The following is a 19,108-nucleotide window of genomic DNA, read 5'->3' as shown; positions in this document are numbered from 1 at the left end:
CGAAAGGTCGCGGCGATCAGTAGCCAGGGGTCTACCTGCTGACCTGATGAACAATCAAGGGGTGTTTCATACGAAATAGGTTGGGCCCTGTCTCAGGCGTCTCGACCGACCCGGTTCCGGACACCTGCGGAGGTCTGCCCGGCCGGGTCATTCCTCCCGTTCCGGCCGCATTCCGAAACCCACCCAGCTTCTGTCCGACGCCGTTGTCCAGTGCCCTGTCCCGTTCCCTCGTTCAGCCGCGCGGCCCGCGCCCGCCGCCGTGCTCCAGCGGCCGGGAGGTCCCGTCCGGCCTCCCCGATAGGCTGGGGACATGCGTGATCTCGGCGTGGGCTTCGGCTATCTGATGAAGGGCCAGCGCTGGGTCGGCGCCCACGGCCGGTGGTTCGGTTTCGGGCTGCTGCCCGGACTGCTGACGCTGCTGCTGTACGCGGGCGCGCTGGTCGGTCTCATCCAGGGCGCGGACGGTCTGGTCGGCTGGGCGACCCCGTTCGCCGACGACTGGTCCTCGCCCTGGCCCGGACTCCTGCGCGGGGCGCTGACCGCGCTGCTGTTCGTCCTCGGCCTGTTCCTCGCCGTCATCACCTTCACGGCCGTCACCCTGCTGGTCGGCCAGCCCTTCTACGAGTCGCTGTCCGAGCAGGTCGACCGCGACGAGGGCGGCGACGTACCGGAATCCGGGCTGCCGCTCTGGCGCGAACTGTGGATCTCCGCCCGTGACTCACTGCGGGTCGTCCTGCGGGTCGTGGTGTACGGAATCCTGCTCTTCGCGTTCGGGTTCGTCCCGGTCATCGGCCAGACCGTGGTCCCGGTCGTCGGTTTCTGTGTCACCGGCTTCTTCCTCGCCGAGGAGCTGACCGCCGTCGCCCTCCAGCGGCGCGGTGTCGAGCTGCGGGAGCGGCTCGTACTGCTGAAGGGCCGCCGGATGATGACCCTCGGCTTCGGTGTGCCGCTCGCGCTGGCGTTCCTGGTCCCGTTCGTCGCGGTGTTCCTGATGCCGGGCGCGGTGGCGGGCGCGACCCTGATGGTCCGGGACATCGCCCCGGCCCCCGCACCGAAGCCGGCCGGTGCCGCGCGCCCCGCCGGTCCGCCGCCCGAGGTGTCGCGCCTCCGCAAGGACTGACGGGCCGTGCAGCGCGGCTTCCGTACCCGGGGCCGGACCCGGGGCCGGGCCCGGCCCCGGACCCATCCCGGGCCCGTACCCGAAACCCGCACTCGCCCCCGGGCCCGGCGGTGGCTCAGTCCGACGCGTCGCTGGCCGACACCCGGATGATCTCCCGCACCTGCGCGACGATGTCCAGCCGGTTCCGTACGAACACCGGGTCGGTGATCTCCGTCGTGTTGCCCGTGCCGAACTCCAGCACCGGGGTGTGCACATGCCCGCCCGGGACCGTCAGGCCCAGCCGGTCCCGCAGCAGCGTCGCCCGGTACGCGATCTCGTTCGACAGATAGTCGCCGCCACCGCCCGCACGGGCGGTCGAACCGGGCGTGGGGCCGCCGGGGGAGACGACCGGAGCGGTGCCGCCCGCCGGGATCTGAGTCACCGTCGTGTTGTCGTAGACCGGGAAGCGGCCCGTGTCCGCCGCCAGGATCGCCGCGTACGGCAGCGTCGACGAGGTCCACTGCGGCTGCGACGCCGGATCGCTCACCGGTACGGTCTCCCGGCGCGAGACCCGTTCATTGTCCGGGAACCCACCCCGCCACGCCCCGTTCGTCCGCTCGATGTCCACCCGGCCCGCCCGGCCCTGACTGACCGTGGTGAACAGATCCGCCTTCGGCAGTTTCGCCCGCAGCGTCCGCTCCACCGTGCCGTCCGCGAAGTCCCGCCAGCGCACCGGGAAGACCGCGGTCTCGATCCTGGCCGGACCGTCCGCCGTACGGATCAGGGTCCCGTCCAGGGCCAGTGCCGCCGCCCCGGACGGATTGCTGATCCGGATGTCCCGGTCCAGGGTGAACGGGTCGAAACCGGTCATCACCACCCGCTTGACGCCTCGGTCCGCCCCCGGCAGGTCCAGTGAGTCCTGCCCGCGTGAGGAGCGCTCCAGCCGGTCGAGGAGCCGGGCCCGCTGGCTGTCCGTCACAGCGAATCCCGGCTGCCACTGGCGCAGCTCCCGTGTCATGGCCAGCCGTGCCCAGTACAGCGGCCGGTCGTCGTCCCGGCTCAGATCCCCCCGCGCGGGCCCGCGCCCCTGCGCCCGGTCCACCGCGCGGTCCCAGAGCGACGAGCCATGGCGCCCGACGGCCCGCGCGGCCTGCCGGTAGGACCGGGCACCGTCCAGCGCGCCGGCGAACCGGGGCGCCACGGTGTGGAACCCGCCGCGCCGCAGAATCTCCCGGGGCACGGCCCCGTCGAGCCGGGCCTCCTCCACGGTGACCGCGGGCGCGGCCGCGGGTGCGGGTGCGGCCGCGGCTGCCGGGCCCGGGGCCGGTGCCGCCGCCCGGGCGGGCAGCGGGGCGGCGAGCGTGAGAGCCGCGGCCAACACGGCGGTGACCACGGTCGCGCGGGCGTGTATCGGGGACGCCGTGGACGCCGGGGACATCGGCGACACCGGAGAAATCGGGGACACGGAGGAATCCTTCCGTCGGGGTGGCGGAAGTATCACCAGGCGATCACTGCCCTGGCTACCCTGGCCATTTCGGCCAGTGCCCATGACGCAAGCGGCGATCGGGGTGACGATCCGGACGGGGGCCGGGGCGGCGACCGGGACGACGAGTACCGGGGCGCCGACCGGAGGGACGCCCGGGACGGCGCGCCGAACCGGCGGACGACCGGGACGGGGGCTCAGGCCGGGGGTTCGCTCGCCGTGATGTTGCGGTACGCGATCTCCGCCAGTGCCCCCTGGCCGTCCTTGCTCGGATGGAACCAGTCCCAGCGGCTCAGCAGATCCTCGCTGAAGCGGTAGTCGAACACCGCCCCGCCGTCGTACCGGCAGCGTGCGTCCTTCCCGCAGACGTCCTTCAGTACGGCGTTGTACGCCACCACCCGGTCGTGCACCATGTCCCGCCGCTGGTTCGCCTTGGCGCTGAGATCCTTCGCGTCGCCCAGCATGGTGGTGCAGATGCCCAGATTCCAGATCGACCGGCCCAGCGGATTGTCCCGCCCGGTCGCCCACAGCCGCTTCAGATCCGGCACGCTGGACACATACACCTGGGTCCTGGGGGCCGTACGCCGCAACTCCCGCAGCGCACCCTCGAACGATGCCCGGAAGTCCGCGACCGGTGTCATCTGGTCCGTCGAGTCCGCGCAGGCGTCGTTCGCACCGACCATCACGGTGACCAGTTCGGGTTTGCGGGCCGCGGCCTTGGCCATCTGCCCGGGGAGGTCGTCGGCATCGGCGCCCGTACGCGCGTAGTTCCAGGCCCGTTCGGCGATCACGGCGGGCTCGCCGATCAGCCGCAGCGCCAGGCTGCGTACGGTCGCGTCCGTCCCGGTGGCCCAGGAGACCTCGGGGCAGTCCGAGAGGACCACACAGGCGTCGAAACCCCGGGTGATGGAGTCGCCCACGGCGGCGATGGAACCCGGGCTGCGGTCCCAGACCGGCGCCGCGGCGCGCTTCTTCGCCGGCGCGCCCTGCGTCTGCGGACCGGACGATGTGTCACATCCTGTGAGCACACCGGCGGTAACGACAGCGGTCGCGGTGAGGGCCGTGGTCGTCAGCCCCCGTCGCGACCGGGTGGATTTATGGCTTTCGCGCCGCTCGCGCATCCCCGTTCCCCTCCGTATTCGCCTGCCCCCGAGGTCCTGCCGAGTGAAAGCTTGGTGCGTACGGCTCCTGGACCGAGGTTACGTCACCCGGCAGGTGCCTACGCACGGTAGCTTTTCCCCGTCGCCCCAGAGGCGCCGAGCCATCGGCTCCGGTAAGTTACATCGCGTCACATACTGTCCCTTTTGTGGAGATTAACTCCCGATGCTGTTTACTGAGGGCCGCTGGGAAGGCGATCCTCGTCCCACACTGGAGGTTCCGGTGACGACACGTGGCGTTCTGTACGTTCACTCCGCACCCCGCGCACTGTGCCCGCACGTCGAATGGGCGATCGCGGGTGTGCTCGGGGTACGGGTCCAGCTCGACTGGGTCCGTCAGCCCGCGTCCCCGGGCACCTGGAGAGCGGAGTTCTCCTGGCGCGGTGAGGCGGGCACCGCGTCCAAACTCGCCTCGGCGCTGCGCGGGTGGCATCTGCTCCGCTTCGAGGTCACGGCCGAGCCGTGCGCCACGGCGGAGGGTGAGCGCTACAGCGCGACCCCGGAGCTGGGGATCTTTCACGCGGTCACCGGGATGCACGGCGACATCCTGATCCCTGAGGACCGGCTGCGGGCGGCGCTGCTGAGGTCCGCGCAGGGCGAGGCCGGGCTGGACGCCGAGATCGAGAAGCTCCTCGGGAAACCCTGGGACGACGAGCTGGAGCCCTTCCGCCACGCGGGCGAGGGCGCCCCGGTCCGCTGGCTCCACCAGGTGGTCTGACCCCCTGCCCTGGGACCCCCTGCCCTGGGACCCCCTGCCCTGGTACCTCTGCCCTGGGAGGGCTGCCCCCAGCGGGGCTGAATCCGCCCGAATGCACGCACCCGGGTGCGCAACTCCAGCCCGTCCGGCGATTGAGGACACGCCCGCAGGGCGTGCGCGGCAGCCGACGCACCGCACCGCACCGCGTGGGCCGGGCGTGAAACTCGGTGGCCCGGCATGGGCAGGGCCCGCACCGACACCGGGTGCGGGCCCTTGAGGCTGAGGCGGCGCGGGTCAGACCGGCGGGTCAGACCGTGCGGAAGGCCAGCACCACGTTGTGGCCGCCGAAACCGAACGAGTTGTTGATCGCCGCGATGGTGCCCTCCGGCAGCGGACGCGGCTCGCCGCGCACGATGTCGGCGTCGACCTCCGCGTCCAGGTCATCGACGTTGATCGTCGGCGGGGCGATGCGGTGGTACAGCGCCAGCACCGTGGCGACCGTCTCGATCCCGCCCGCGCCACCGAGCAGATGACCCGTCATCGACTTCGTCGCGGAGACCGCGACATGGTCGAGGTCGTCGCCGAGGACCTGCCGCAGCGCCTTCACCTCGGCCACATCGCCCAGCGGCGTCGAGGTCGCGTGCGCGTTGAGGTGGACCACCTCCGCGGGCTTGAGGTCGGTCGACTCCAGCAGATTGCGCATCGCCGCCGCGATCCCGCGACCCGTCGGCTCGGGCTGCGCGATGTGATGGCTGTCGGCGGACAGGCCCTGGCCGAGCACCTCGCAGTAGACCCTCGCGCCGCGCCGGGACGCGTGCTCGGCGGACTCCAGGACGACAACGCCCGCGCCCTCGCCGAGGACGAAACCGTCCCGTGCCGTGTCGTAGGGGCGCGACGCCTTCTCGGGCTCGTCGTTGTTCTTCGACATGGCCATCATGTTGGCGAAGGCGGCCACCGGCAGCGGATGGATCGCCGCCTCCGTACCACCGGCGATCACCACATCGGCGCGGCCGTTGCGGATCATCTCGACGGCGTAGCCGATCGCCTCGGCGCCGGAGGCGCAGGCGGAGACCATGGCGTGCACGCCGGCCTGGGCGTTCACCTCAAGGCCGACATTGGCCGAGGGGCCGTTCGGCATGAGCATGGGCACGGTGTGCGGGGAGACCCGGCGCGCGCCCTTCTCCTTGAGTACGTCGAACTGGTCGAGCAGGGTCGTCACCCCGCCGATGCCCGAGGCGATCACCGCGCCCAGCCGGGTCGGCGTGATCTTCTCGTCCTCACCGGCCGGACCGGTGTAGCCCGCGTCCGCCCACGCCTCTCTGGCCGCGATCAGCGCGAACTGCGCCGAGCGGTCCAGCTTCCGGGCCAGCGGACGGGGCAGCACCTCACCCGGGTCGACCGCCGCGAGCGCGGCGATCCGGACCGGGAGGTCGGCGAAGCGCTCGTCCGCGAGGAGCTTCGCTCCGGAGCGTCCGGCGAGCAGACCCTCCCAGGTCGATGCGCTGTCGCCACCCAACGGTGTGGTTGCGCCGATACCGGTGACGACCACGGTGCGATTGGTCGAGCTCACAGGAATTCTTTCTCCACGTGTAGAGGGTGCTGAATGTTCACGACGCCACCGTCGGGTGGCGACAAGCGCGCCTTGAGAATCAGGCCGGTGACTCGGCGACTTACTTGGCGACCTGGTGCTTCGCGATGTAGTCAGCCGCGTCACCGACGGTCTTCAGGTTCTTGACGTCGTCGTCGGGGATCTTGACGTCGAAGCGCTCTTCGGCGGCGACGACGACCTCGACCATGGACAGCGAGTCGACGTCCAGGTCGTCGGTGAAGGACTTGTCCAGCTGGACGTCCTCGACCGGGATACCGGCGATCTCGTTGACGATCTCCGCGAGACCGGAAACGATCTCTTCCTGCGTGGCGGCCATGTGGCGCTCCTTCGATTCTGTGATCAGAGAGGGTGTGGCGTCCGGAAGGTCCGGCAGCCAGTCCTGGAACCGGCCCGGAATCCGGTCGGGGAACCGGCCCGGACGATCCGGTTGCCTAGGGGAGGGTAACGACCGTTGCTGCGTAGACGAGACCCGCCCCGAAACCGATGACGAGCGCCGTGTCGCCGCTCTTGGCCTGCCCGGTCGCCAGAAGCCGCTCCATGGCGAGCGGGATCGAGGCGGCCGAGGTGTTGCCGGTGGTCTCCACATCACGGGCGACCGTGACGTGTTCCGGCAGTTTCAGAGTCTTCACCATCGAGTCGATGATCCGCATATTCGCCTGGTGCGGGATGAAGACATCCAGGTCGTCCGGGCTGATCCCGGCCGCGTCCAGCGCCTGCTGGGCGACCTTCGCCATCTCGAACACGGCCCAGCGGAAGACCGCCTGACCCTCCTGCGTAATGGCGGGAAACCGCTCCACGGGGCCGTTGCGGAAGTCCGACCAGGGCACGGTCTGGGTGATGGTGTCGGACTTGTCGCCCTCGGAGCCCCAGACCGTGGGGCCGATCATCGGCTCCTTGGCGGGGCCCACGACGACCGCGCCCGCGCCGTCGCCGAACAGGAACGCCGTCGCCCGGTCCTCCAGATCGGTCAGATCGCTGAGCCGTTCCACGCCGATGACCAGGACGTACTCTGCCGAACCCTCGACGATCATGCCCTTGGCGACGGTGAGTCCGTAGCCGAAGCCCGCGCATCCCGCCGAGATGTCGAAGGCCGCGGGCTTGATCGCGCCGATCCGGTCCGCGATCTCGGTGGCGACCGCCGGAGTCTGCTTGAAGTGCGACACCGTGGACACGACCACACCGTCGATCTGCTGCGGAGTGATCCCCGCGTCGGCGATCGCCTTGCCCGCCGCCTCCACGGACATCGCGCTCACGGTCTCCTCGTCGGAGGCCCAGTGGCGGGTGGCGATGCCCGAGCGGGAGCGGATCCATTCGTCGGACGAGTCGATCGTCTCAAGGATCACCTCGTTCGGCACCACCCGCACCGGCCGGTAGCCGCCGACACCCATGATGCGGGCGTAAGGGGCGCCCTTGCTCGGCTTGATCTTCGCCATCTCTACGGCTCTCCTTGTCCGGCTGGGGTCCAGCGTCAGGCTGCTGCGTGCTCGGCGACGAGGGTCCGGGCGGCATCGAGGTCGTCGGGCGTCTTGAGCGCGAGGGTCCGCACACCCGGGAGGGCGCGCTTGGCGAGACCGACGAGGGTGCCCCCGGGGCACACCTCGATCAGCGCGGTGACCCCGCGCGCGGCGAAGGTCTCCATGCACAGGTCCCAGCGGACCGGGTTGGCCACCTGGCCGACCAGCCGGGACACGACCTCGCCACCGGAAGCGACGACCGCGCCGTCCCGGTTCGAGACATAGGGCAGTACGGGGTCGGCGACCGACAGCTTCGCCGCCGCGTCCTCCAGGACCGCAACGGCGGGCGCCATATGGCGCGTATGGAACGCCCCGGCCACCTTCAGCGCGATGACCCGCGCCTTCTCCGGCTTGTCCGCCGCGAGCGCGGCGAGCTGGGCGGCGGTGCCGGCGGCGACGATCTGGCCCGCGCCGTTCACATTGGCCGCGGTCAGCCCGAGCCCTTCGAGATGGGCCACGACCCCCTCGGGGTCCCCGCCGAGAACGGCCGCCATACCGGTCTCGGTGACGGCGGCGGCCTCGGCCATCGCCAGCCCCCGGGTGCGGACGAAGCCGAGCGCGGCGGTGTCGTCCACGACACCCGCGAACGCGGCGGCGGTGATCTCGCCGACGCTGTGACCGGCGACGGCGCCCGGCGCGATGCCGTCGATGTCACCGATGCCGACGGTGTCGCCGAGCGCGGACGCGGACAGCAGCCCGGCGGCCACCAGCAGCGGCTGGGCCACCGCGGTGTCGCGGATCTCGTCCGCGTCGGCCTTGGTGCCGTAGTGCGCGAGATCGAGGCCGATGGCCTCGGACCAGGCCGCGATGCGGTCACCGGCACCGGGCAGATCGAGCCAGGGAGTCAGGAAGCCGGGCGTCTGAGCGCCTTGGCCTGGAGCGACGAGTACGAGCACTCTCACACTCTCTCTTGTCTACGGCCCGGTACGCCCGTGGGGACAGGGACGAAGAACCGTCAGGGTAATTGTTGGTGTCCCACAAAAGTCTAGGACTGTGGATCTCCGTCGGCCAAGCGCCCGAGGATGAGGGCGATTCGCAGCGTAAAGGCGGAGCGGACATCGGAGGGTGACCATCCGGTGACGTCTGTCACACGTCGCAGCCGGTAGCGCACGGTGTTGGGGTGAACAAACAGCATCCGCGCCGCGCCTTCCAGACTGCTTGCCTGTTCCAGATACACACTGAGCGTTTCCAGGAGCGCCGATCCGGCCTCCTCCAGTGGTCTGTAGATCTCCTCCACCAATTGGTCCCGCGCGGCAGGGTCGGCGGCGATCGCGCGCTCCGGCAGCAGATCGTCCGCCAGAACCGGGCGCGGCGCGTCCTGCCAGGCCGAACACGCCTTGAGCCCGGCCGCGGCGGCCTGCGCCGACCTGGTGGCGGCGAGCAGATCGGGGACCACGGGACCGGCGACCACCGGCCCCGCCGCATAGGGCCCGATCAGGGCCTTGGCGACCTGGAGCGGATTGTCGCTGCCGCCCGCGATCACGACCAGCCGGTTCCCGAGCACCCCGGTGAGCACCTGGAGCTTGGCGTGCCGGGCGGCCCGGCGGATCGCCTCGACGGTCAGCTCGCTGTCGCCGTCGGGCGCGGTGCCGAGGATGACACAGACATGGTCGGGCGAGTTCCAGCCGAGCGCGGCGGCCCGGGAGACGGCGCCCTCGTCGGCCTCGCCGGACAGCACCGCGTTGACCACCAGCGACTCCAGCCGGGCGTCCCAGGCGCCACGGGCCTCGGCGGCCTGCGCGTACACCTGGGCGGTCGCGAAGGCGATCTCCCGCGCGTAGACGAGCAGCGCCTCCCGGAGCACCGACTCGTCGCCCGGCGCGGCGACCTCCTCGATCGCCGCCTCCATGACCTCGATGGTCGTACGGACCATCTCCACGGTCTGCCGCAGGGTGATCGCCCGGGTCAGCTCGCGCGGGGCGGTGCCGAAGACATCGGTCGAGATGGCCTGAGGGGTCTCCGGATGCCGGAACCACTCGGTGAACGCGGCGATTCCGGCCTGGGCGACCAGACCGATCCACGACCGGTTCTCCGGGGGCATCGCCCGGTACCAGGGGAGCGACTCGTCCATACGCGCGATGGCATTCGCGGCGAGCCGGCCGGATGACTTCTCCAGTCTGCGCAGGGTCGCGGGGTGAGGGTGGGCGTCGTTCGCGGAAGGTTCGGGCACGGGACAAGAGTGCCTCATCAGGACGCCGGCGCAGCGTGCCGGGGTTCAACCGCCCACGACGCCGCCCCAGTGGCGGAGGCCGGCGAAGTCCCCCGTGGCGGACGCTACGGTGGGTGAGTGATCGACGTACGGCGCTCGGCCGACCGCTATCGAGGGGGCGAACCCGGCTCGGGGATCGACACCCGGCACGCCTTCTCCTTCGGATCGCACTACGACCCGGACAATGTCCGCTTCGGTGCGCTCATCGCCTGCAACGAGGAACGTCTCGCGCCGGGCGCGGGCTTCGCCGAGCATCCGCACAGCCACACCGAGATCGTCACCTGGGTCGTCGAGGGCGAACTGACCCACCGTGACTCGGCGGGCCACACCACCGTCGTACGGCCCGGGGACCTCCAGCGGCTCAGTTCGGCGGGCGGCGTGCGCCACCAGGAGCGCAACGAAGCGGATGTGCCCCTGGTCTTCGTCCAGATGTGGCTGGCACCGCTGTCGCCCGGCGGGGACCCCTCGTACGAGATCGTGCGCGGGGCCGCGGGCCCGGCACCGTACGCGCTGCCGGGGGCGGGCGCCCTGCTCCACGCCCGCACGCTCGGTGCCGGAGAGCGGGTGGCGGTCCCGGGGGCGCCCGCGGTCTATCTCCATGTGGTGCGCGGGAGGGTGCGGCTGGCGGACGGGGTCCGGGGCGCGGACGCGGAACTGGGGCCGGGGGACGCGGCGCGGATCACGGGCGGCGAAGGGCTGGAACTGAGCGCGCTGGCCGCACCGACCGCACCGACCGCACCGGGCGTGGCCGACCCGGCCGAGGTGCTCATCTGGGAGATGCGGGGCTGATCCCGGCCGTTCGCTTCCACGAGCCCCTGTCCTGCGCGGATCCCTGTCCTGCGCGGATCCCTGTCCTGCGCGGACCCCTGTCCTGCACGGATCCCTGTCTTACGAGGGCCCCTGTCCTACGAGTGCCCCTGGCCTTGTGCGGACCCCTGGCCCTGTGCGTCTCAGGCGGATGCCCGCAGTTCGGCGAGGACCGCGTCCGTGAAGGGCGGCCACGCCTCGATCGCCCAGGGCCCGAACGGCCGGTCACCGAGCACCGCGCAGGCCGCGCCCGCGTCCGGGTCGACCCACAGGAAGGTCCCCGACTGGCCGAAGTGGCCGAAGGTGCGCGGCGAGGACGAACTCCCCGTCCAGTGCGGCGACTTGCCGTCGCGGATCTCGAAGCCGAGGCCCCAGTCGTTCGGCCGCTGCCGGCCGTAGCCGGGGAGCAGTCCGTCCAGGCCGGGGTGGACGACCGTCATCGCCGCGAGGACGGTACGGGCGTCGAGCAGCCGAGGCGACTGCAACTCGGCGGCGAACCGGACCAGATCCTCGACCGTCGAGACGCCGTCCTTCGCGGGGGAGCCCTCCAGCGTGGTGGCCGCCATGCCCAGCGGCTCCAGCACCGCCTGGCGCAGATAGGACCCGAACGGGATGTCCGTCGCCTTCGCCACATGGTCCGCGAGCACCTCGAAGCCCGCGTTGGAGTAGATCCGCCGGGTGCCCGCGGGAGCGGTCACCCGGTGCTCGTCGAAGGCCAGACCCGAGGTGTGCGCGAGCAGATGGCGGACCGTGGAGCCCTCGGGCCCGGCCGGTTCGTCGAGTTCGACCGCACCTTCCTCATGGGCGACGAGGACCGCGTACGCCGCGAGCGGCTTGGTGACCGACGCGAGCGGGAAGCGCTGCCCGAGGGGGCCGTGGGAACCGGCGACGGTCCCGTCGGCTCGTACGACGGCCGCCGCCGCGGTCGGCACGGGCCAGTTCTCGATCATCGCCAGGCTCTGCATGCCCCCGAGCCTACGGGCCCGCCCCGGGAAGGACCCGCCGCACCCCCGGGATGGACCCGCCGGACCCCCGGGACGCCGCACCCGCGCCGGGCGCACCCCCACGCCGCCGACCCCGTGTTCCGTGTTCAGGCGAACCGCCACCCGCACCGGTCAGGCCAGGCCCAGCGCGAACACCGCGAACCCCGCCGCGAGCAGTCCGGCGACCGCGCGCCGCGCCCCGGCCGCACGGGTGCCGGCCTTCCAGGGGGACTCGAAGCCGCGGGCGTACCGCGCGATGAGGACGAGGAGACCGGCGAAGACCGGCAGCCACAGCACCCGGGCCGCGATCCAGCCCAGGGTGTCGGGGGCGGACGTCAGCCCCGGGACCGTACCGAGGAAGGAGCCGGGGACCGCCGCCGCCAGCATCGCCGTCTGGTGCCAGCACAGGATCGTCATCGCGGCGAGGTTGATGACGACGACCGGGGCCCACAGCGCGGGTCGCGCCAGCAGTTTCGCGATCCGGTCGCGCAGCAGGATCGCCGCGCCGCTCTGGGCGGCGGCCAGTGCGAGGACCAGCAGCGACGGCGGGTGGGAGTTGGTACGCGCCTCACCGGGGACGCCGACCATCGACGCCGGGTAGTGGAAGACCAGCAGCAGTACGGCGAACAGCGCCGCACCGCCGATGAGCAGGGCCCGGGCGTGCCGCCTGGTGATCCGGCCCTCGCCCCAGCTCACCCCGAGCTGGTAGGCGAACAGCCAGCCGGGGAGGATGTTCAGCATGCTCAGCCACGACGGCATGACGTCGGCGGCCGGGCCGTAGCGCAGCACGTCGACCACCGCGACGGACAGCAGCAGGGGCGCGGCGGCCCAGGGGCCGAGCCTGCGGGCGGCGCGTACGCAGTACGGGGTCAGCGCGGTCACCACGGCGTAGACGCCCACGAACCACAGCGGCTGGACGACCAGCGTCGACCCGGTGCGCAGGGTGGTGCCGGGCACCCCGAGCGCGTACAGCACGGGAATCATCGCCGCCCAGACGGCGGTGACACCCAGCACGGGCCGGCCGAGCCGGGCGAGGCGCTGCCGCAGCCACTGGGCCGTGGAGCCTTCGTGGCGGCGGTACGAGAGCGCCGAGGCGAAGCCGCCGACCAGGAAGAAGATGCCGAGCATCTGGAGCACCCAGCTCAGGGGCGCGAAGAAGCCGAAGGCGGAGAGCGGGCTGGCGTTGCGGAGCGCGCCGTCGTCCCCGAGGTCGAAGCCGCCGAGGAGCCAGTGCCCGAGGGGCACGGCGAGCAGGGCGACCGCGCGCAGACCGTCGATGGCGCGGTCGCGGTGGGCGGGGGTGCGGGCCTCGATCTTCTCGGCGGTCTTCTCGATGGTCGCGGCGAGCTTCATCGGGCGTCTCCTCGGGCGATGGCGGCGAAGGTCTGGAGGGAGTCGGTGCCGGGGGCGAAGTAGCCGGTGTGGCCCTCGGCGCGCTCGGTGGGGACCCGGCGGGCGCCGAAGCCGGGGCCGGCGGGGTCCGCGCCGTGACCGAGCCCGAGGAACTCGGTGTTGGGGATCTTGGAGATCCAGTCGGATTCGTCCTTGGCGGCCCACAGCCGGGCGTCGGTGTTCAGCTCGCGCGCGGAGCCCGCGCGCATACCGGGGGAGCCGAGGACGACGAGGTCCGAGGCGTTGACCTCGGCGGCGGCCAGACCGCAGACGACCGATCCGTAGCTGTGGCAGAACAGGCTCGGGCGGGGGGCCTTGACGGCCTTCAGCCCCTCGGTGAACCGGGCCAGCCGTACGGCTCCGGCCTCGGCGAGGCCGCCGGTGGCGGCGTCCAGGCCGACGCCGACGGGGGTGGTGTAACCGGTCCACGCGATCACGGCCGTGGTGGGTCCGGTGGCCGCGCGCAGGGACTTCGCCATTCCGGCGGGGGTGCCGTACGGGTCGTTCTCCCGGTCGAAGGTCCCGGCGTCGATATCGGCACCGGGCACGATCACGGACACCCGGCGGGCGCCCTCCAGATCCCCGTACACCTCGGCGATCTGCCCCCGGCCGCGCGGGTCGAAGGCGAGGATGCGCCGGCCGGGGTCGCCCAGCCGCGCGAACGGTGTCCCCTGTACGGCGAGGGAGTTGGCCCGGTAGCGCAGCGCGACGGGGACGCCGTCGAGGTTGCCGACGACGAGGGGGTGGCGGCGGACGAGATGCTGGTGCTGCGCCGGGTCCAGGGCGGCGAAGAACGCGGCGACCTCGTCGGGGGTGGCGGTCCCGGGGTCGGGCAGCGCCCTCCCGAGTGACCGGTCACCGATCCATGCGTCGCTGCCCGGCGGCGGGCCGGTGACGGGCCGCTGCGAGCTGCCGGACGCCCAGCCCGCGGTCCCCGCGACCACGGTGGTCGCCAGCGCGGCGGCCACCAGGGTCCTCCGGTAACGGCTCCCTCTGTAGCGGCGCATCTGCCCGCTCCTTCCTTCGGCGTCGGTGTGACGCGAGGAAGGTAGGAACACGGTGGGAGCGGGGGCATCACGCCGGGGAGCCAGGTCGCGGGTGCTACTGGGGTAGGGGGTGTCCCATCCGCATGCGGACCCGGCTGCGCAATGTCAGCCGCCCGGTTCAACTGGTCCGGTTCAGCCGCCCGGTTCAGCTGGTCCGGTTCAGCCTGGCCTCTGGCCGAATGAACGCAGCCGGGTGCGCATATTCAGCCCGTCCGGCGTTTGAGGACACCCCGCAGGGGTGCGCGTCAGCCGACGGCGCGGCAGGTCGCCGGGGCTCCGCCCCGGACCTCCCCGCCGCAGGCGCCCCCCCGCCGCGGGGCCGGGCCGGTGTCCGGGGATCGGGACGAGACGTCTCGTCGTAACCTTCGCCCGATACGGTGGAGGAACCATGAGCGCTTCGCAAATCTCAGACGTACGCACCCTTCTCGTGAAGATCTTCGGGAAGGACCGTCCCGGGATCACCGCCGGGCTCTTCGACACCCTCGCCGCCTACTCCGTCGATGTCGTCGATATCGAGCAGGTGGTCTCCCGTGGCCGGCTCGTGCTGTGCGCCCTGGTCACGGCGCCCGGTGGCGGGACCGGCAGCGAGGGGGATCTGAGGGCGACGGTCCACAGCTGGGCGGATTCGCTGAATCTGGAGGCCGAGATCATCTCGGGGACGGGGGACAACCGTCCGCGAGGCAGTGGCCGTTCCCATGTCACGGTGCTCGGGCATCCGCTGACGGCCGAGTCGACGGCGGCCATAGCGGCCATGATCACATCCATCGGCGGAAACATCGACCGGATCTTCCGGCTCGCCAAGTACCCCGTCACCGCTGTGGAGTTCGCGGTGTCCGGGGCGGAGACCGAGGCGCTGCGCACGGTGCTGGCGACGGGCGCCGCGGGCATCGGCGTCGATGTGGCCGTGGTGTCGGCGGGGCTGCACCGCCGGGCGCAGCGGCTGGTGGTGATGGATGTGGACTCGACGCTCATCCAGGACGAGGTCATCGAGTTGTTCGCCGCGCACGCGGGGTGCGAGGACAAGGTCGCCGAGGTGACGGCCGCGGCGATGCGGGGTGAGCTGGACTTCGAGCAGTCCCTGCACGCGCGCGTGGCGCTGCTGGAGGGGCTGGACGCCTCGGTGGTGGAAAAGGTGCGCTCCGAGGTCCGGATGACTCCGGGCGCCCGCACCCTGATCCGTACGCTCAAACGGCTCGGGTACCAAGTGGGCGTGGTGTCGGGCGGATTCACCCAGGTCACCGATGATCTCCAGGAGCGGCTGGGGCTGGACTTCGCCTCGGCGAACACCCTGGAGATAGTCGACGGCAAGCTCACCGGGCGGGTGACCGGGGAGATCGTGGACCGGGCGGGCAAGGCGCGGCTGCTGCGCAGATTCGCGGCCGAGGCGGGCGTACCACTGGCGCAGACGGTGGCGATCGGCGACGGCGCGAACGATTTGGACATGCTCAATGCCGCCGGTCTCGGGGTGGCGTTCAACGCGAAGCCCGTGGTCCGCGAGGCCGCGCACGCGGCGGTCAATGTGCCTTTCCTGGACACCGTGCTGTATCTGCTGGGGATCACCCGTGAAGAGGTCGAGGCGGCGGACGGGGAGAACGCCGAGCACTGACCGACTGCGCCGCGAGGGCCACGGAGGCGCCGTGCAGGCCCCGGCGCGCGGGATGCACCGGGGGCTTCACGACCACGCTCAGCCCTCCCGAGCCCGGGCCAAGGTCCGGGTCCGAGCCGGGCCAAGGTCCGGGTCCGACCCCCGCGACCCGGGTCCCACCCTCGCGACGGCCGTCCGACCCTCGCGACCGGTTCGGCTCTCCCCACGCCTGGTCCGACCGCGACCGGGTTCCATCTCCCCGACCGATTCGCCCGGCCCCGGTCCAGCCGTCCCGGCCCCCGGGTTCAGTCGTGCGGCGTCCAGTAGTCGAGCAGGGTGCCGACGCCGTGTTCCACGGTCTTCCAGGAGCCGCTGAAGCCGATCACCGCGAAGGCCGAGGTGGGGAATCCGCTGCGGTTCATCCGGGGCAGATGGTCGCCCACCGCCTCCCCCGCGAGGGCGTCGGCAAGCGCGTGCATTCCGGGGTTGTGGCCGATGACGAGGAGGTTGCTCACATCGTCCGGGACCTCGTTCAGCAGGGCGATGATCTCGCCGAGGGATGCTTCGTACAGCCTCTCCTCGTACACCGTCCGGGGGCGGTCCGGCAGCTCCTGCACCGCCAGCTTCCACGTCTCGCGGGTCCTGGCGGCGGTGGAGCACAGGGCCAGGTCGAGCGCGATTCCGGTGTCGGCGAGGCGGCGGCCGGCGACAGGCGCGTCCTTGCGTCCGCGCTCGGCGAGCGGGCGGTCGTGGTCGGACACCTGCGGCCAGTCGGCCTTCGCATGCCGGAGGAGGACGATCCTGCGGGATTCGGGGGGTCCGGGGGGTGTCCCTCCGGAAGACGTGGCGACGCTCATGCACCCCAGCTTCCCATGAAACGCTCCGCCGGGCGCGGGGTGTTGACCGGCTCCCCCGCCGCGGGTGAATCATCCGGCCGGGTCGCCCGGCAATCAGAGGGACAGCAGGATCTTGAGGTACTCCAGCAGTCCGCCGACGGCCGGATCGGTGCCCGCGGCCTGGGCCTGGGCGGGGTCCACGATCAGCACGAGCAGGGCGGCGAAGGCGAGCATCGGCAGCGCCAGGGCCCACCAGGGGAGGCGGACGTCGACGCGGCCATCGGTCCGGGACGGGGTGGGCGTGTGGGCCGACATGGCCGCCTCCGTGGTGGGGTCCGTAGCTGTGCGTTCGATGACTTCAAACGTACGGATCCCGGGCCCTCGGGCCCATCCGGTGATCCACCCACTTCCCCCTGACCCTGGCCCCCTAGGGGATGGTGGTGCTAGCCCCACCATCGGCCCGGGGAGACCAACGGCCGTATCAGGGTGAGGCGATGGTGGCGATGATGCCCATGACGACGAAGAGGCCGAGCATCGTGCCGAAGACCAGGAGAAGCTTCTTCTGGCCGTTCTGGGGGTTCGGATCGAGCAGTGGTGGCATGAGGCCAGTCTCGCACCCGGGCTCCGGAACCGGTCACCGGGCCCCGGCGTCCCCGCCCGGCCGCACCCGGCGCCCGGCCACCTGGTCACCCGGCCGCACCCGACGCCCGGCCCCTGGCCACCTGCATCACCCGGCCACCTGCGACCGCCTCCCCGGTCCCGTACCCGGATCAGCGGTCGCTCCCCCGCCCGGCGGGACCCGTACCCGGCCCCGCACCCCCTTCCGTAGCCGACGGACCAGTACTCGGCCCCGTACGCCCCTCCCGTCGCCGGTCACCCCGTGACGGCCCGGTCCGCCCCCCGCCGTGGCCGGTGCTCGTCCTCGATCGTCCGGTTCCGGCCCGCGAGGACGCCGACCACGATCTGCGGTACGAGCATCCCCGCCATGAGCATGATCGGAAGGTCCCAGCCGTCGCTGTGCTGGTACAGAACGCCCACCAGCAGCGGCCCGGGGATGGCGATCAGATAGCCGGCGGACTGGGTGAAGGCCGACAGCCGTATGACGCCCTCCGGGGTCCGCGCCCGCATACCGATCATGGTGAGGGCGAGCGGGAAGGCGCAGTTGGAGACACCGAGCAGCAGCGCCCAGGCCCAGGCGCCCGAGGCGGGGGCGGAGTACAGGCCCGCGTAGCCGGCAAGACCGGACAGTCCGAGGGCGGCGGCGATGGAGCCCTGGCTGGTCAGCCGGGTGGCGAGCCTGGGGATGACGAAGGCGAGCGGCACCCCCATCGCCATGGTGACGGCGAGCAGCATTCCCGCGGTCCCGGCCGGAATGCCCGCGTCCCGGTAGATCTGCGGCATCCACCCCATCGTGATGTACGCGCCCGCGCTCTGGAGTCCGAAGTAGCAGGTGAGCGCCCAGGCGGTCGGGCTGCGGCCGACCCTCACGGCGGAAGCGTCCCGAGCGGCGGAAACGTCCCGGGCGGTGCCGGCGACCGGGTGGACCCCGGCGCCCGCCCGGTCGCGGACCAGGGCGAGCCAGGGCACCACGGCGACGACCGCGACGGCGGCCCAGGCGGCGAGACCGGCCTGCCAACCGCCGCCCAGCGCATCGGCCATGGGGACGGTGATGGCCGCGGCGATCCCGGTACCGAACGCCAGGGCCATGGAGTACAGGCCGGTCATCGTGCCCACCCGGTCGGGGAAGTACCGCTTGACGATCACCGGCATCAGGACGTTGCTGACGGCGATGCCCATCAGTGCGAGGACGCTGGCGGCGAGGAACCCGGCCGTACCGCCCGCGAAGGGCCGGATCAGCAGCCCGGCCGCGATGGCTGCCATGCCCGCGCAGACGACGGCGTTGGGCCCGAAGCGGCGGGCGAGCCGGGGCGCCGCGATCCCGAAGACCGCGAAACAGAGCGGCGGTACGGAGGTGAGCAGGCCGGCGGCACCGGCACTCATGCCCAGTCCGGCGCGGGCTTCTTCGAGGAGCGCGCCGAGGCTCGTGATCGCGGGGCGGAGGTTGAGGGACGCGAGAACGAGCGCCGTCATGACGAGCCGGGCGATCCAGACCGAGGGGCGTGAGTGGTGCGGCGTGTGCGGAAGATCTGTACGGTCCGTGGGGGTGAGGTCCTGGGTCACAAGCCGGGTCCGGGTCTCGTCGGGCATGGGCACATCATAGAATCATGGGATGATTGACTGTCCAATTTCTCACCCCCGTCACCTTTACCACCTCTTTCGCCGTCGTCACCGTTCATCGACACTCTCAACAGGACCGGCTGTCCACTGAGCCAGGAGCACGATGTCTCTGACCTCCCCCCGGCGCGCGGGGCTCACCGATCAGGTGATCGCCCAGCTGCGGAACCAGATCACCTCAGGCGTGTGGCCGGTGGGCTCGCGCATCCCCACCGAACCGGAGCTGGTGGAACAGCTCGGCGTGGCCCGCAACACCGTCCGGGAGGCGGTCCGCGCGCTCGCCCACAACGGTCTGCTGGACATCCGCCAGGGCTCGGGCACCTACGTCCTGGCGACGAGCGAGCTGGCGGGGGTGATGCACCGGCGCTTCGCCGAGGCCGGCCCCCGGGATGTCGCCGAGGTTCGCTGCACCCTGGAGTCGTGGGCCCCCCCGGGGGGGGCCCGGCGGCGCCCCGC

At 72.0% G+C, this 19,108-nt stretch carries 19 protein-coding genes; 5 read left to right on the top strand and 14 right to left on the bottom strand.

Annotation, left to right across the window (positions count from 1 at the left end; translation table 11 throughout):
* Nucleotides 1-310 precede the first annotated feature (310 nt).
* Nucleotides 311-1,120, top strand: coding sequence for an EI24 domain-containing protein (locus ACWF94_RS07820; protein WP_453485740.1), 810 nt, complete (start codon nucleotides 311-313; stop codon nucleotides 1,118-1,120).
* A 115-nt stretch (nucleotides 1,121-1,235) separates the two neighbouring features.
* On the opposite strand, the gene ACWF94_RS07815 is transcribed toward ACWF94_RS07820, so the two are convergent.
* Both ACWF94_RS07815 and ACWF94_RS07810 read right to left on the bottom strand, forming a co-directional pair.
* Nucleotides 1,236-2,537, bottom strand: coding sequence for a pyroglutamyl peptidase (locus tag ACWF94_RS07815; RefSeq protein WP_453485742.1), 1,302 nt, complete (start codon nucleotides 2,535-2,537; stop codon nucleotides 1,236-1,238).
* Between the two features lie 242 nt (nucleotides 2,538-2,779).
* A complete protein-coding gene (locus tag ACWF94_RS07810) occupies nucleotides 2,780-3,703 on the bottom strand; it encodes an SGNH/GDSL hydrolase family protein (RefSeq protein WP_453485738.1) in 924 nt (307 codons plus the stop codon).
* A 259-nt stretch (nucleotides 3,704-3,962) separates the two neighbouring features.
* Here ACWF94_RS07810 and ACWF94_RS07805 point away from each other — a divergent pair, with 259 nt between their 5' ends.
* Entirely contained in the window at nucleotides 3,963-4,457 is a 495-nt protein-coding gene (locus tag ACWF94_RS07805; RefSeq protein ID WP_453485736.1) for a DUF3145 domain-containing protein, read from the top strand.
* A 286-nt stretch (nucleotides 4,458-4,743) separates the two neighbouring features.
* On the opposite strand, the gene fabF is transcribed toward ACWF94_RS07805, so the two are convergent.
* The 5 genes from fabF to ACWF94_RS07780 all read right to left on the bottom strand — a co-directional run bounded on the left by fabF (nucleotide 4,744) and on the right by ACWF94_RS07780 (nucleotide 9,747).
* Nucleotides 4,744-6,006, bottom strand: a complete 1,263-nt coding sequence (gene fabF, locus ACWF94_RS07800; protein WP_453485734.1) for a beta-ketoacyl-ACP synthase II — start codon at nucleotides 6,004-6,006, stop codon at nucleotides 4,744-4,746.
* Between the two features lie 100 nt (nucleotides 6,007-6,106).
* The gene (locus tag ACWF94_RS07795) at nucleotides 6,107-6,361 is read right to left on the bottom strand and encodes an acyl carrier protein (RefSeq protein WP_250918979.1); all 255 of its coding nucleotides are present in this window, start codon (nucleotides 6,359-6,361) and stop codon (nucleotides 6,107-6,109) included.
* A gap of 115 nt (nucleotides 6,362-6,476) precedes the next feature.
* Nucleotides 6,477-7,478 (bottom strand): beta-ketoacyl-ACP synthase 3, encoded by a 1,002-nt coding sequence (locus tag ACWF94_RS07790; RefSeq protein WP_453485731.1) that lies wholly within the window; start codon nucleotides 7,476-7,478, stop codon nucleotides 6,477-6,479.
* A 35-nt stretch (nucleotides 7,479-7,513) separates the two neighbouring features.
* A complete protein-coding gene (locus tag ACWF94_RS07785; RefSeq protein WP_453485729.1) occupies nucleotides 7,514-8,455 on the bottom strand; it encodes an ACP S-malonyltransferase in 942 nt (313 codons plus the stop codon).
* Nucleotides 8,456-8,544: 89 nt separating this feature from the next.
* Complete coding sequence (locus tag ACWF94_RS07780; protein WP_453485727.1) at nucleotides 8,545-9,747, bottom strand: PucR family transcriptional regulator; 1,203 nt, start codon at nucleotides 9,745-9,747, stop codon at nucleotides 8,545-8,547.
* Nucleotides 9,748-9,846: 99 nt separating this feature from the next.
* On the opposite strand from ACWF94_RS07780, the gene ACWF94_RS07775 reads away from it, so the two are divergent.
* Nucleotides 9,847-10,557, top strand: a complete 711-nt coding sequence (locus tag ACWF94_RS07775; protein ID WP_453485725.1) for a pirin family protein — start codon at nucleotides 9,847-9,849, stop codon at nucleotides 10,555-10,557.
* Between the two features lie 161 nt (nucleotides 10,558-10,718).
* On the opposite strand, the gene ACWF94_RS07770 is transcribed toward ACWF94_RS07775, so the two are convergent.
* The 3 genes from ACWF94_RS07770 to ACWF94_RS07760 all read right to left on the bottom strand — a co-directional run bounded on the left by ACWF94_RS07770 (nucleotide 10,719) and on the right by ACWF94_RS07760 (nucleotide 13,957).
* Nucleotides 10,719-11,540 carry a serine hydrolase domain-containing protein gene (locus ACWF94_RS07770; protein ID WP_453485723.1) on the bottom strand — a complete coding sequence of 274 codons (822 nt, stop codon included), beginning with the start codon at nucleotides 11,538-11,540 and terminating at the stop codon, nucleotides 10,719-10,721.
* A 150-nt stretch (nucleotides 11,541-11,690) separates the two neighbouring features.
* Nucleotides 11,691-12,911: an acyltransferase family protein gene (locus ACWF94_RS07765; RefSeq protein ID WP_453485721.1), complete on the bottom strand. Its 1,221-nt coding sequence runs from the start codon at nucleotides 12,909-12,911 to the stop codon at nucleotides 11,691-11,693.
* Complete coding sequence (locus ACWF94_RS07760; RefSeq protein ID WP_453485719.1) at nucleotides 12,908-13,957, bottom strand: alpha/beta hydrolase; 1,050 nt, start codon at nucleotides 13,955-13,957, stop codon at nucleotides 12,908-12,910. The genes ACWF94_RS07765 and ACWF94_RS07760 overlap by 4 nt, the downstream gene beginning before the upstream one ends.
* Nucleotides 13,958-14,384: 427 nt before the next feature.
* Here ACWF94_RS07760 and serB point away from each other — a divergent pair, with 427 nt between their 5' ends.
* Nucleotides 14,385-15,602 (top strand): phosphoserine phosphatase SerB, encoded by a 1,218-nt coding sequence (serB, locus tag ACWF94_RS07755; RefSeq protein WP_453485717.1) that lies wholly within the window; start codon nucleotides 14,385-14,387, stop codon nucleotides 15,600-15,602.
* Between the two features lie 284 nt (nucleotides 15,603-15,886).
* Here the strand turns inward: serB and ACWF94_RS07750 are convergent, their stop codons facing one another.
* The 4 genes from ACWF94_RS07750 to ACWF94_RS07735 form a co-directional block, all read right to left on the bottom strand.
* Nucleotides 15,887-16,438: a SixA phosphatase family protein gene (locus tag ACWF94_RS07750; protein ID WP_453485715.1), complete on the bottom strand. Its 552-nt coding sequence runs from the start codon at nucleotides 16,436-16,438 to the stop codon at nucleotides 15,887-15,889.
* Between the two features lie 93 nt (nucleotides 16,439-16,531).
* Complete coding sequence (locus tag ACWF94_RS07745) at nucleotides 16,532-16,732, bottom strand: hypothetical protein (protein ID WP_453485713.1); 201 nt, start codon at nucleotides 16,730-16,732, stop codon at nucleotides 16,532-16,534.
* A 166-nt stretch (nucleotides 16,733-16,898) separates the two neighbouring features.
* Nucleotides 16,899-17,018 carry an SGM_5486 family transporter-associated protein gene (locus ACWF94_RS07740; protein ID WP_453485711.1) on the bottom strand — a complete coding sequence of 40 codons (120 nt, stop codon included), beginning with the start codon at nucleotides 17,016-17,018 and terminating at the stop codon, nucleotides 16,899-16,901.
* 272 nt (nucleotides 17,019-17,290) lie between these two features.
* Nucleotides 17,291-18,625, bottom strand: coding sequence for a CynX/NimT family MFS transporter (locus tag ACWF94_RS07735; RefSeq protein WP_453485709.1), 1,335 nt, complete (start codon nucleotides 18,623-18,625; stop codon nucleotides 17,291-17,293).
* A gap of 133 nt (nucleotides 18,626-18,758) precedes the next feature.
* On the opposite strand from ACWF94_RS07735, the gene ACWF94_RS07730 reads away from it, so the two are divergent.
* The coding region (locus ACWF94_RS07730; protein ID WP_453485707.1) for a FadR/GntR family transcriptional regulator at nucleotides 18,759-19,108 on the top strand (350 nt) is incomplete at its 3' end.

The sequence above is a fragment of the Streptomyces sp. NPDC055078 genome, assembly GCF_053607985.1.
This window is presented reverse-complemented; position numbering and strand designations above follow the sequence as displayed.